This window comes from Sphingobacterium sp. JUb56, assembly GCF_014191365.1.
In the GTDB taxonomy this organism is placed as follows: Bacteria; Bacteroidota; Bacteroidia; order Sphingobacteriales; family Sphingobacteriaceae; genus Sphingobacterium; species Sphingobacterium anhuiense.
Genome location: NZ_JACHWL010000001.1, coordinates 1,865,144 through 1,878,716 on the forward strand (window position 1 = coordinate 1,865,144; position 13,573 = coordinate 1,878,716).

The window sequence follows — 13,573 nt, forward strand, 5'->3', positions numbered from 1 at the left end:
ATTGAAATATCAGGTTTTAAAAAGGTGAAAAGTAAGAATTTATTCGTTCAATTCAAACTTAAAGTCGGTTTTTTGGCTTAATAATTTATCTTTGTACTGATGATTGAATTATACACGGATGGTGCTTCGAGCGGTAATCCAGGACCAGGTGGCTACGGTACGATATTAAGGACAGTTTATACGGGTGATAATGAAGCGTATAAAGGTAAACTGATTGAGAAAGAGTTTTCTGGTGGTTATCGTAAGACCACTAATAATCGCATGGAGCTGATGGCGGTAATTGTTGGTCTAGAAGCTTTAAAAAATCTCAACCAGAAGGTTACAGTCTATTCAGATTCCAAATATGTTATAGATGCCATCGACAAGAAATGGGTATATGGTTGGATTCAAAAAGGATTTGCAGGAAAGAAAAATAAAGATCTTTGGATAAGATTGATGCAGGTTTACAAACTACATCAGGTTAAATTAGTATGGGTAAAAGGGCATGCTGGCCATCCTTTAAATGAGCGGTGTGACCAGTTGGCTGTAAAAGCTTCGAAAGATCAATCTTCTTGGAAGATTGATTCAGTATATGAAATGGAAGAAGCTAAAGCTCAGCTATAAAATTTTGAACGAATATGGTATAAAAAAGGCCAGGAATAATTTCCTGGCCTTTTTATGAGATTACTTATTATTTATGCAACATCCTCTTTAGCGGCTAGATAACGCTCTGCTTCTAAAGCAGCCATACAACCAGTTCCTGCAGCTGTAATTGCTTGGCGGTATACATTATCCTGTACATCTCCACAGGCAAATACACCTGGAATATTCGTTGCCGTCGTATTTGGCTGTGTAATTAAATAACCTGTTTCATCCATATCTAAGATACCATTGAAAAGTTCTGTATTTGGCTTGTGTCCAATAGCAACAAAAAATCCTGTTACATCCAATACTTTTTCAGATTGATCTTTGTTATTTAAAACACGAACACCTGTTACCACTTGACCGTCACCTAAGATTTCCTTCGTTTCCGAATTGTAATGTACTTCGATATTTGGTGTATTCATCACGCGGTGAACCATTGCTTTAGAAGCTCTAAATTCATCACGACGTACCAACATATGTACTTTTGAACATAATTTTGCTAAATAGGTAGCCTCTTCAGCTGCCGTATCACCAGCACCTACAATCGCTACTTCTTGGTTTTTAAAGAAAAAACCGTCACATACTGCACATGCAGATACACCAAAACCATTATACTTTTGTTCGCTATCAAGTCCTAGCCATTTTGCTGTTGCACCTGTAGCGATGATTACTGTATCTGCAGTAACAGTTTTAATTCCGTCGATTTCAACCTGATGTACTGGACCAGAGAAATCAACTTTAGTTGCATATCCGAAACGGACATCAGTACCAAAACGCTCTGCTTGCATACGTAGATCTTCCATCATGATCGGTCCTGTAATCCCTTTTGGGTATCCAGGAAAGTTATCCACTTCTGTTGTCTGCGTCAACTGACCGCCTGGTACCATCCCTGTATAGATAACAGGTTTCATATCAGCACGGGCTGCATAAATCGCTGCCGTATATCCTGCGGGTCCTGAACCAATTATTAAACACTGTAGGTGTTCTATTTCTTGAGACATAATATTATTTTATAAAATATTGTTTTCTAATTAACGAGCAATATGACCTAACCAAATTTATTTTTTAGACTTGCTAACATATCATTTGTGATCGCTGTTGCTTGGCTTTTATTTTCTTGCTTTTGAAATTCTTTTTTAGCTTGCTTCTTATCTTCAGCCGCATGAATGGGTTCTGTTGATTTTGCTGCTTTTTTCGCTGAGCGATGACAGTTCCAGATTATTTCTAAACATTTCTTCGTGTAAAGTGGGAAGTCGCCATTTTGCATCCACGCATAATAACTTGGTTCTACATCAAAAACTTCTGTAACAGGACGTCCTTTATGTTTTCCAAAATTGATGACTTCTACTCCGTCTTCATTGTACACTATCCGTCCTGCAAAATCCACTGGTTTTGTCATATTGGTAAAATCTGACAATGCTTCAACGTCATTTACAACAGGTACAGATTGTTTACCATGCTTATCTTCATACACAGCACCTTCATACTTGGTTAACTGTGCTTTCAAAACTTCATATGTAGCTCTTACGTCTGCTTCTGCACTGTGTGCATTTTCTAGGCTTTCATTGCAATAGAATTTATAAGCAGCTTTCAAAGTACGTTGTTCCATTTGATGAAAAATATTCTGTACGTCAACAAAAACACGATTTTCCAACGAAAAATCAGCTCCTGAACGTAGGAATTCTTCCATAAGCATCGGAATATCAAATTTATTGGAGTTATAACCCGCTAAATCTGCGTCACCAATAAAATCTGCTACTTCTTGACTAATCGCTTGAAATGTTGGCGCGTCTATAATATCTTCGTCATAGATACCATGGAACATAGATGATTCTGCAGGAATAGGCATAAGCGGGTTAATCCGCTTCGTATATACTTGCTCCTCAGCATTAGGCAACACCTTTAATATTGATATTTCAACAATTCTATCTGCTGAGATATTGATTCCTGTAGTCTCTAAATCAAAGAATGCTAAAGGTTTCTTGAGTTTCAATTCCATTACGAATTTTATTTATTAAATTGTTCCATACATCATTGTATACAACAAAAATACAAAGTATGAATGATTTATTATTTATTGTCAGCCTTTAATTACAATTCAGAGACTAATTCTAGGGTTTTCATTTTTCCCACCACAATTTTAATCATCTTACTATAGTCAAAATACTGAATAGCGATTTCCTTTACTTTCTCAGGAGTCATCGCATTGATTTCATTCATATAATGGTCATAGTAAGTCAAATCCATGTTAGCAAGTAGCACATTTTTAAACTTATCTGCATGTGAAAAAATACTCTCTAAAGAACCTAGCATAGATCCTGAGAGGTAATTTTTCACTAAGTCTAATTCCTCTACAGTCGCTAATTCTGTTCTTAAAATTTCAATTTCTTTTTCGATTTCCGTCAATGTCGCATCGGTTACATCTACACCAACCTCTGTCGCAATAGTCAGAAAACCTCCATATTTTAAAGAACCCACAGCTGAACCGATACTGTAAGTATAGCCTTTTTCTTCTCGAATGTTACGCATGAGCCTTGACCCGAAAAAACCGCCCAGTAACGTATTTACAAATTGCAAAGCGGGATAATCCACATGGTTACGATTGATGTTCGGCATACCGATACGTATAGCAGATTGCAACGCCTCTGCTCTTTCGTCATAAATCAATTGTCCTGTATCTGCAGTTAAATTCGGTTCGGTTAATCGTACATCATCTGTAGCCAGCCATTGATCGCCAAAATATAGGCTAAGCTCTTGAAGCAAAGATTCAGATACATTGCCGGAAATAATTAAACGACAATTAGATGGGGTAAATTGCTTATGGTATAAATCGATTAAAGCATCTCTGGAAATCAAATCATATTCTTCTAAAGAAGGTGTTTTTCCATAACGGTTTCCCGAACCGAAAACATGATTATAATAGGTTCTTCTCGCTAAATAATCGTTTTTCTGAAGAGAAACCTGAAGCTTTTGCTTATTGTTTCTGAGATAGGTATCCAGTTCCTTCTGCGGTAAAACTGATTCTGTTAAAATCTCCTTGATTAAAGGCAATAGCACATTACTATGTTTATTTAATGTGTATAATGTCAGCGAAGTGATATCAAATCCGTATTCTGGCATTAGAAAAGCCCCATAGAAGTCGACTTTATCCGCAATCTCAGCGCTGTTATAGTTTTTTGTTCCTTCCTTCAACAAAGCGCTTAGGGCACTATTTAGGAGCGGATTTTCATCTTCATTGAAGACATTATTAAAAATCCACTCAATGCGTACCAATTCTTGATCAGGCGAATGAAAGACATAAACAGGAATTCCATTGTTGAAAGCAAGTACTTTTGGGCTTTTTAAATGAATATCACCAATCGGTTTGGCTTCAGGTGCTACTGCTCTATTCAGCATTTGCCACCTCCTTTGATTTATAATACAATATAGATGCGTTTTCTTTTCTAAATATTTCGTTTGCCTGTTGCTGTATATGCTCCGATTGAACGGCCAAATATTTGGCTGTTTCATTGTTTAATTCATTGGCGTCACCAAGTAGCTCATAATATGCTAGATTCATGGCTTTATCCAAGATCGACAATTCGGCAAATACATGTGTAGACTCAATCTTATTCTTCACTTTTTCAAGCTCTTCTGCCGGAACAGGTGTAGATTTTAAGATATCCAGTTCTTTCCAGATGGCTTCCTCTGCTTGTTCCAGACTAATGCCGTCTGATGGTTTTCCCTCAATTAAGAATAAATTGGGGTCGATACTTCCCATCACATAGGCATTGATCTCACTAAATAGTTCCTGTTCTTTAACCAAACGACGGTATAGACGAGAAGATGATCCTCGAGAGAGTAGATCAGATATTAAGTCCATTGCATGGTAGTTTTCATCCATCCGTGCAGGTGCATGAAAAGATATAAACAAACTATCAAGTGGTACATCAGCTTCTACCACTTCCCTACGCTCTGCTATTTGTTTTGGTTCTTGAGGTAAATTTCTTATGTATTTATTTCCTGCAGGAATATCTGCGAACCATTTTTCTACCAGTGTTTTGATCTCCTCAAACTTAACATCACCTGCAATAACCATAATGGCATTCTGTGGTGTATAATGTTTTTTGAAAAATGCTTTTACATCTTCCATTTTTGCATCTTCAATATGTTTAAGTTCTTTCCCGATAGTTGCCCAGCGATATGGATGTACTTGGTAAGCTAAGGGTCTTAATTTCAACCATACATCACCGTAGGGTTGATTGAGGTAACGCTGCTTAAACTCCTCACATACAACACTTCTTTGTGTTTCCAAACTTTGCTCAGAGAAGGAAAGGCTCAGCATACGATCTGATTCCAGCCACAATGCCGTTTCTAGATTTGAAGAAGGTAGCGTGATGTAGTAATTGGTAATATCGTTACTGGTAAAAGCATTGTTTTCACCGCCCACACGTTGCAAAGGTGTATCATAGTCTGGAATATTGACTGATCCACCAAACATCAAGTGTTCAAATAAATGTGCAAATCCCGTTTGGTCTGGAGATTCATCCCGCGCACCGACATCATACAGTATATTGACACAGGCCATTGCTGTGTTATTGTCTTCATGAACAAGTACGCGAAGACCATTTTCTAGTTCAAATTTCTGATAAGAAACCATTCAGGTTATTTAAATTAATTTATTGTATCCAATTGATATCTTTTCTCAAAAGAGAAAGTGTTTTGGCTTCTTCCGAGCCTTCTTCTGGTTGAAAATCATAGGCCCAATTTGCCTGTGGCGGTAAACTCATTAAAATGGATTCGATACGTCCATTAGTTTCAAGACCAAATTTTGTTCCTGAATCCCAAACAAGATTAAATTCAACATATCTTCCTCTACGGAGGTATTGCCAGTTTTTATGGTGTTCTGTATAGTCTTTATGGCGATTTTTGTTTACCAGCTCGGTATATGTTGGTGCAAATGTACGTCCAAGGTCACATGAGAACTGAAAAATTTCCTCAAATGACAGACCTGTTTTTTCAGGTGTTAGTTTATCATAGAAAACCCCACCTATACCACGTGTTTCTTCACGATGGCGTACATAGAAGTAGTCATCTGCCCATTTTTTGAAATCTTTGTAAAAATCTTGGTGATGGATATCGCATACGTTTTTCAACTGTTGATGAAAAAATTGTGCATCTTCTTCAATAACATAGTGCGGTGTAAGATCAATGCCTCCGCCAAACCATCGAATTTCATCATTCAATTCGAAATAACGGATGTTCATGTGGATAATAGGAACGAATGGATTGTTTGGATGAATAACAATTGATACACCTGTAGCGAAAAATTCATCTTCATCGACTCCAAATGATTTCTTGATCATTTCCGGCAATTTTCCATGCACAGCAGAGAAATTCACCCCACCTTTTTCAATGATATTGCCATGCTGCATAATCCTTGTACGGCCACCGCCGCCGCCATCACGTTCCCAAATTTCTTCTTCAAATTTAGCGGTACCATCAAGCTTTTCAAGTGCTTGACATATTTCGTCCTGAATTGTTTTATAAGTTTCAGCGATTTTTAATCTATCGATCATCTTGAATTAACTTAATTTTTCAGCCAGTTGGCTTATGATTGTTGCAGCAGATTTATGCTGATATAAGATTTGGTAAACGGCTTCACAGATAGGTAAGGCGATCTGATGCTTACGCATATAATGCTGTATACATGCAGAAGCATAGTAACCTTCTGCTACCATATTCATCTCGAGCTGGGCAGACTGTACACTATAGCCTTTTCCGATCATCGCCCCAAAAGTTCTGTTTCTACTGAACTGCGAATATGCTGTTACCAAAAGATCGCCTAAATACGCCGATTTATTAATATCGCGAAGCGGATTTGGATCAATGGTCTCGACATACGTTTCCATCTCACGGATTGCATTTGAGATTAAAACTGCCTGAAAATTATCGCCATAGCCTAATGAATGACATATTCCTCCGGCCAATGCATAAATATTTTTCAATACAGCACCATACTCAATCCCATACACATCGTCCGAAATGATTGTTTTTATATACCGGCATTCCAGTAAAGATGCTACTAACTTCGCATTTTCTTCAGATTTGGAACCAAAAGTCAAATAAGATAGTTTCTCCAAAGAAACTTCTTCAGCATGACATGGTCCACCGACAACTAAAATATTCTCCAAAGAGACATCGTATACCTCCTGTAAATAATCGCCAATAATCAGATTTTCATCAGGTACGATACCTTTTATGGCAGAAACAATAATTTTCCCTTCCAGATCTGCTTTTGTCACATCCTTTAAGGCTGCTTTCAAGTAAGCGGCAGGTGTATTCAAAATAATAATATTTGATACCTGAATTACTTCTCTTGCATTTGTTGAAATATGATCTGTATCCAGCTTTACTTCAACAGCACTTAAATAACTTGGATTTTTTTTATGCTTTTTGATATAGTCAACATCTTCTTGTTTACGGACCCACCAATGTATATCCTTTTCAACGACGTTGTCACCCAGCATTTTAATCATTGCTGTAGCCCAACTACCACTACCAATAAGCCCTACTCTATTTTTTTGCATTAAATTTTGTTACTAGACAGTTTGAGCAAATATACTTAATTATATAATAATTAACATTCACCTGAGTCCTAACTTGGTATATTATGCCTTAAAATAGGTTATTTTTGACGAAAATCCAACAGACTCATGAAGACATGTCATTTGGCGATCATGGTGGCTTATATAAATATTCATTTAAATCGTAATGTGATAGATGAATATTATTAAAAGAATAAATGACCAAATTTTAAAGCATACCCATATGTACCTATATTTGTACTGATTACGAACTCTACAAATAGGCATATCACTATAACTACTCGCTAATACCACAATGGAACACATTAACTTTTCGAAAAACTGGAATAATAAATTGGACTGCGAGGCATTTACAACATTACGGATGCCCAATGAACGGTATAAGACTGGGCAAGTATTTGAGATTACATTAAATGAAGAAAGTAAAGGTTGCGCCACTCTTGTGGCAATCACCTACATCAATCTAGAAGATATCACTGAATACATCGCTCGGTTAGACACCGGATGCAGTGCCGAAGATTGTAAAAACCTTATACGCGATATTTATCCTAAAGCTGATTTTACACAACAACGACTTGCATATCTTTTATTTGTAAAGTCTAAGGATAACTAAAATACTGTGCGTATTATTTCCAATTGCGATAAATCTTGAGTTTAAGAATTTACATACTGTTAACTAGGGGGTTGCTTCATGTAACAGAATATGCGATCTATATATCTGAACATTTTAACCATAATCCTTCTGTAAAATGATTCTTGATGATCAAGCAGCTATCGAAATTTACTTTTGTATTAGATCTAATTATAATTGTATAATAAGACAAATATATCTAAGTTTGACAGAAATATTCAGTGCTAACAGCGTTTTGGCTTGGGCACGAATAAAAAAATACAGAAAATTTTAAGGTAACAGATTTATAAGATGAGCAATAATGATATCATGAAAAAGCTTCGAGTAGCTTTAAAATTCACGGACGACGACATTATTAATGTATTAGCGTTAGTCGATTTTAGGGCAACAAAAACGGAATTAAGTGCCATATTCCGTAAAGAAGATCATCCAAATTTCAAACCTTGCGGAGACCAGTTACTTCGGAACTTCTTAAATGGATTAATAATCTATAACCGTGGCCCTCGAACTAAAAATAATGATCAGAAGGCATAATATAATCTTTAACGTATAAATAAAAGCAAAATAGTGTCGAAAGCATCACCTTCCGACACTATTTTAGTATAAGATTAACGACTATAATCGCTCTAAACCTACAGTTCCATAAATACGCTCCATAACCACTACACCTTCGGGGCTCGTTACTTCAAAGGCATCATTGTCCGCTTTTGACCATCCACCTACTACTTTATCTTTGTTATCGTATAACGTTGCACCATAAATTGTAAGTTTACTTCCTCCTTTAAAAGTTAATGTCTTAAGATCAAAAGTACTTACTTTTAAACTATCACCTTTTACCATCAGCGTTGCTTCCCTAACTACATTTATACCTATATTTCCTTCAGTAACGGCATATTTTATTTTTACCGAAGCTACTTTTGTTAGATCTACTTTTGATCCAGCTGATTTTTCATTGACTGTACTATCTGTAAATACTAATCTTACAGATGTGATTGCATTTGTTGGAGGTGTTAATTCATCGGCATCATTTTTACTGCAGGCTGTAATGCCTATTGCTATTATTAATACTAATAATAATTGACCTAACATCTTTCTTGTCTTCATATTCATTATATTTATATATTAATTTTATTTAAGACAAAATTACGAGCTACTCCTAAGAAGTAATACCACCATACCGTTATAAAATATCAGCTGAAGACCAATTTGCACTTTAACTAAATTTCTGATTAACAAAGTGTTTAAAATATTTGAGGACATGACATATACATATTTCTATTATTTAAATATTGGTAAAATAATTGCGCTAATATTGAGATAAATAAATTATTATTTCATTTTAAAGCTAAGCTATACATGATCTCGTGTATCATCTCGATCTATTCATACGTTATAAAACAAAGTTGTTAATCAATTCACAAATGAAAGGGCTAACGTAATGCTAATCAATCATACAGTACCTGTTACCAAGTAAAATATTTAGTTACATAAAGGAGCATAATTTATATATGAAAGAAATCATTCATGAGTTTGGTATAGAAACTGACTGGGTAGAGCCAATGGCAAAAGCTTTAGGTGGATACATTAGCGGTAACCATATGCTAATTCCGGATACCGTCCATACCGGAACCCGCTATGTGCTATCTGTAAATCCAGACATCACTGTTATGTTTGCAGATGTCCTCTACCACCAAGATATTCACTTTAAGCTCCGCAATACAAATTCAGATTTTATTGGCATCTATTTTAATCTCACTGAAGGGGACTCGTCTCACATCACAAATAATGACGCATTGGCAATGGGAAGATGGAATTACAATCTTGCCATTGTTGAGAGCAGTGTAAACCTCGACTACCGTGTTAAAGCTGGAACCAAGACATACAACTTTTGCATTTTCCTCCGTAAAACACTTCTCAAAGAATATTTAATTGGTTCTGGACATATAAAAAAACTGATCAATCGGGTCTTTGATCAGAATCAAAATACGATATTTCACTATAATATCATGAGCAATAATAGTTTACAATATATTAATGAATTTCGAAATAGCAATATTGCCCCGCTAACCTTTGATTTGTTTCTTAGTGCAACGGTCTATAATTTATTGGGAGAATATCTTGATGAACTGATCAAAAAAGACCTTGTTGTCAGTAAACTTAACGACACTGATTTTACTGCTATCATTTCCTCTCAGGAATTTCTGATCAGTAAGCTTAAAGATTCTTTCCCGGGAATCAAAACAATTGCTGAACAGGCTTTTATGTCCGAAACAAAATTTAAAAAATTGTATAAAAAGATCACAGGTCTTACTCCTTATGAATTTTACCTTCATAATAAGCTGGGATTGGCACGTGATCTATTAGTAAGCGGGAACTATAACATTGGAGAAATTGCCCACGAACTGCAGTTCCCAACCGCATCCAATTTAACACATCTGTTTAAAAATTACTTTGGTGTTTTACCCAAGGACTACTTAACAAAATTATAATGGAAACATCTGCAAAAAATAGTATTCAATTTTCTCATACGGTAACCATGGATACAGACTGGAGGCAAGATTTTATCGAAAAACTTGGAGCAAAATATCTTAATCAACGGCAATTGGTTTTTCCTGAAAATTTAGCGAGCGGTGGCTCTTATCTTATGGAGGTCATTCCTGGCTTGACAGTTCTTGTTGTAGATCTCACCTTTCATCAAAGCATATCCTTTACTAAAGTTGCTTCATCCGGTGATTTCTGCATTGCATACTATGATATCAGTGACCAAATCAGCATTCACAAAGTCAATGACACGAAGAATAAAGTTGGCTATCATTCAAAATTAGGAATGGGACTTGTTGACGCAGGTCTGAGCAGTACTTATATTCCCCCCATTTCAGAACGAATGTATTCTTTTCGGTTATTGATTTCAAAACAGCTTCTTCATAAACATCTGGGCAACATTGTCCCAGAATCTATTGTTGAGAAGACGTATGCCAAAAAGAATACCATATATTTCTATAGTCACATTGATAGCCGTACCCGGGTTTTACTTCTAAAACTGAAAGATCGTCAATACGAAGACAGTTCTTACGAACTATTTCTCAAAGGTGCCGCCTTACAGGCTTTTGGAAGTCTTATTGAAAGGTTAAGTCAACAGAAATTTGTAGTAGGTAAGCTATCTGAATTTGATGTACAACAAGTTGTGAATAGTCAGATTTACCTCATGCAACAGTTGCTTGAAAAATTTCCAGGTACTGAAAAGCTAGCCGAAATAGCCTGTATGTCTGTGACTAAATATACCCGACTATTTAAAAAAATATATAAATGCAATCCGAATAGCTTCTTTCTATCTGAAAAGTTATTATTAGCAAAAGAAATGGTAAGAAGTGGTCAATTCAATACCATATATGAAGTCGCTTATGCTCTGGGCTATTCAAAATCTGACTATTTCTCGGCTATTTATAAAAAAAGATATGGTGTACTTCCAAATGAGGATTTTGTTTCCTCGAGTAATCGCAAGGAAGCGACAGCGTAATGTAGTTGATGGTATGTGGCAGTACTCTGCCCATAGGGAATTACTTTTTAGGCAAGAGACTGACTTAAAGAGTCCTTCAAATTCTCCTTTAGCATTTCCTTGATAAAAAAAATCAAAAGAAGACCGTTGGTAGACCATGGATACCGAAAAAATCACTAATCCAATAGTAATTATCGAAAATATAGCTTCTATAACGAATATCCATAAATAAACCACAGTTATAGATTTAAAACCATCGAATATCAGTCTTCGCTTGCTTCACCTGCTGTATATAACGAATTTTAGATTTAATAATTAGCAATTGCAACAAAAGCTCTTAGGTCAGGGTAAGGTAATCGCTAATAAAATCTTAAAATTTAATTATGAAAAAGTTAAGTGGAATGAAGAGCTTCTCTTCACTAGAAAACAATAAGTTAGATGAAACAGCTTTGGAAATGCTACAAGGTGGCCGTCGTTCTATTGGCGCTTCAGTCGTTTATTCAAACTTCCTGAATGCGCAAGGTCAGCAAGATATTGATACTTATGATCAATATGGGGCATTTGCTGGCAGAATTTGGGACAATTCTTCAGATTGTTCAGAAGCTAATACGTGGTAATAAACTTAGGGATATATTAGCTAAATATCTATTCTAAAAAAAATTAGATGGAATGAAGAAGAGCATCTCTTCTTTGAATAACAATCAAATATGTAATTCTTAGTCAGAATACATATTTGATTGTTTGATGATTTTTTAATAAAATAATAAGTCTACCAAAATGTGAAGTCTTCATTTACTACTTATATATGATGACCAAAATATGATTGTAAAAAATAATTCTTTTTCAGTACTATTCTAGTAAAATCACATAAACCGTTATCTTAATAACCTCTCCAAATTGCTATGAAGTGGCCCAAGTCAAATTTAGTAAGTTTTTAAGTAATTTTTTAGTTTCACACATCAAAATCGGGCTTTTACGAATATAATTCACATTAGATTCCGGAAATACATGTAAAAGACTGACGTTAAATTTTATTGGAAACTGGGATTTGCCCTCTGAAGTGCTAATTTCTATAAAATGTCCACAATCTAAGTACGAATCTTTTTCAGCTAGATTGGATAAACTAATATTTAAACTGATTTTATCCATACTGATTTCCTCTGGGCAACTATCTTTTTTTTAATACAGAACACTTCTATTTATATAGCAATAAGATATTCTTTTGGAAATTCTCAGTATTATGGAAATCAGAATAAACAAAAATATGCAAATACAAAATAATGTTAATGAGATAGTCTGAATCATCATTTTTATTGATTCAAAAGAAAAAGGAAATTCCATTACCAATGCAATCGATAAATTTATAAAAGCTATGAGGCATAATAAATTTTGATATTTTTTTAATGAGTTAAAATTCTTTGGAGAAAACACTTCTATTACTGAATCTTCCATTTTTATTAATATTATTCTATAATAAATGATAAAAATTAAATTTGAACGCTGATTTTCTTAATCTTGCTTCTAATTTTTTGCCAATGATAATGAACGGCGGATCTTAACACTAATTTTTTAAAAAAATAGACTTCAATTTATTCGAAGGAGATCAAGTTAATTTTTAAAATAGTTCTTACTAAATTCACTGATAGAAAGTGTATTTACGGATGTGTGTTGTAAAAAATGTTCTACTCTATATGCCCTTAAGCGATCTTTTTTGGTTAATTTCAACATTAATATGTCAAAATTTAATTTCGAGAAATCTATTCTTAGTTTTTCTAATTCTAGTCGATGAACTTGCATATCCTTCTCTAAAAATTGATTTAAAAGAAGTAGCCTGTTACACAAAAAGTAAACATTATCTTGTTCCAAAAATATATTTTTTTTAAAAGAAGACAATAAGGAATCTTTAATTCTCACCCAGAAAGATTCTTCCTTAAGAAAAATTAAATTATCCACTTTTTCGACTTCTAAATTCAATCTATTCATTAGATAAGCAACAATATTTTTGGGTGAAATTTGATTTTTATAAAAATTCCTCAAATTATCAATGGATTCCCATCTACTTCTATCCAAAGACAAATCAATTTGATTTATATAAGCATATAAGAATACAACAAAAGCATAATCTATTTTCATCACTGCATTTCATAAGTTTACTATTTCCACCAATTCTTACTAAAAAAAGACTCTATTCTTTTCAGATTTGGAGGAGCGCCTACAATCACTAAAAGTTAAAAA

Annotated in this window: 14 protein-coding genes; 6 read left to right on the forward strand and 8 right to left on the reverse strand. The window is 34.7% G+C overall.

The genetic code is table 11. The features are described from left to right. Nucleotides 1-99 precede the first annotated feature (99 nt). A complete protein-coding gene (gene rnhA, locus FHR29_RS07830; RefSeq protein WP_183913604.1) occupies nucleotides 100-603 on the forward strand; it encodes a ribonuclease HI in 504 nt (167 codons plus the stop codon). 71 nt (nucleotides 604-674) lie between these two features. Here the strand turns inward: rnhA and trxB are convergent, their stop codons facing one another. From trxB to FHR29_RS07860, 6 genes are all read right to left on the reverse strand, one after another. Next, on the reverse strand, nucleotides 675-1,625 hold the full coding sequence (gene trxB, locus FHR29_RS07835; protein ID WP_021190301.1) for a thioredoxin-disulfide reductase: 951 nt from the start codon (nucleotides 1,623-1,625) through the stop codon (nucleotides 675-677). Between the two features lie 47 nt (nucleotides 1,626-1,672). Next, on the reverse strand, nucleotides 1,673-2,623 hold the full coding sequence (locus tag FHR29_RS07840; RefSeq protein ID WP_183913606.1) for a 3'-5' exonuclease: 951 nt from the start codon (nucleotides 2,621-2,623) through the stop codon (nucleotides 1,673-1,675). Nucleotides 2,624-2,715: 92 nt separating this feature from the next. After that, a complete protein-coding gene (locus FHR29_RS07845) occupies nucleotides 2,716-4,020 on the reverse strand; it encodes a pitrilysin family protein (protein ID WP_183913608.1) in 1,305 nt (434 codons plus the stop codon). Then, on the reverse strand, nucleotides 4,010-5,263 hold the full coding sequence (locus FHR29_RS07850; protein ID WP_183913610.1) for a pitrilysin family protein: 1,254 nt from the start codon (nucleotides 5,261-5,263) through the stop codon (nucleotides 4,010-4,012). The genes FHR29_RS07845 and FHR29_RS07850 overlap by 11 nt, the downstream gene beginning before the upstream one ends. 19 nt (nucleotides 5,264-5,282) lie before the next feature. Continuing rightward, nucleotides 5,283-6,182 carry an oxygen-dependent coproporphyrinogen oxidase gene (gene hemF, locus FHR29_RS07855; RefSeq protein WP_168126402.1) on the reverse strand — a complete coding sequence of 300 codons (900 nt, stop codon included), beginning with the start codon at nucleotides 6,180-6,182 and terminating at the stop codon, nucleotides 5,283-5,285. A gap of 6 nt (nucleotides 6,183-6,188) precedes the next feature. Then, nucleotides 6,189-7,193 carry an NAD(P)H-dependent glycerol-3-phosphate dehydrogenase gene (locus FHR29_RS07860; protein WP_132767747.1) on the reverse strand — a complete coding sequence of 335 codons (1,005 nt, stop codon included), beginning with the start codon at nucleotides 7,191-7,193 and terminating at the stop codon, nucleotides 6,189-6,191. Between the two features lie 313 nt (nucleotides 7,194-7,506). On the opposite strand from FHR29_RS07860, the gene FHR29_RS07865 reads away from it, so the two are divergent. Together FHR29_RS07865 and FHR29_RS07870 are read left to right on the forward strand one after the other, a co-directional pair. Next, nucleotides 7,507-7,824 carry a hypothetical protein gene (locus tag FHR29_RS07865; protein ID WP_183913612.1) on the forward strand — a complete coding sequence of 106 codons (318 nt, stop codon included), beginning with the start codon at nucleotides 7,507-7,509 and terminating at the stop codon, nucleotides 7,822-7,824. A 327-nt stretch (nucleotides 7,825-8,151) separates the two neighbouring features. Next, nucleotides 8,152-8,376, forward strand: a complete 225-nt coding sequence (locus FHR29_RS07870) for a DUF1456 family protein (protein WP_232789260.1) — start codon at nucleotides 8,152-8,154, stop codon at nucleotides 8,374-8,376. A gap of 81 nt (nucleotides 8,377-8,457) precedes the next feature. Here the strand turns inward: FHR29_RS07870 and FHR29_RS07875 are convergent, their stop codons facing one another. Next, complete coding sequence (locus tag FHR29_RS07875; protein WP_183913614.1) at nucleotides 8,458-8,946, reverse strand: hypothetical protein; 489 nt, start codon at nucleotides 8,944-8,946, stop codon at nucleotides 8,458-8,460. A 404-nt stretch (nucleotides 8,947-9,350) separates the two neighbouring features. Between FHR29_RS07875 and FHR29_RS07880 the strand changes: the two genes are divergently transcribed. From FHR29_RS07880 to FHR29_RS07890, 3 genes are all read left to right on the forward strand, one after another. Then, nucleotides 9,351-10,331, forward strand: a complete 981-nt coding sequence (locus tag FHR29_RS07880; protein ID WP_183913616.1) for a helix-turn-helix transcriptional regulator — start codon at nucleotides 9,351-9,353, stop codon at nucleotides 10,329-10,331. After that, nucleotides 10,331-11,359 carry a helix-turn-helix transcriptional regulator gene (locus tag FHR29_RS07885; protein ID WP_183913617.1) on the forward strand — a complete coding sequence of 343 codons (1,029 nt, stop codon included), beginning with the start codon at nucleotides 10,331-10,333 and terminating at the stop codon, nucleotides 11,357-11,359. The genes FHR29_RS07880 and FHR29_RS07885 overlap by 1 nt, the downstream gene beginning before the upstream one ends. A 362-nt stretch (nucleotides 11,360-11,721) precedes the next feature. Further along, complete coding sequence (locus FHR29_RS07890; RefSeq protein ID WP_132767738.1) at nucleotides 11,722-11,955, forward strand: TIGR04139 family peptide modification target; 234 nt, start codon at nucleotides 11,722-11,724, stop codon at nucleotides 11,953-11,955. A gap of 991 nt (nucleotides 11,956-12,946) precedes the next feature. Here FHR29_RS07890 and FHR29_RS07895 read toward each other — a convergent pair. Further along, nucleotides 12,947-13,471: a hypothetical protein gene (locus FHR29_RS07895; protein WP_183913619.1), complete on the reverse strand. Its 525-nt coding sequence runs from the start codon at nucleotides 13,469-13,471 to the stop codon at nucleotides 12,947-12,949. Between the last annotated feature and the right edge of the window lie 102 nt (nucleotides 13,472-13,573).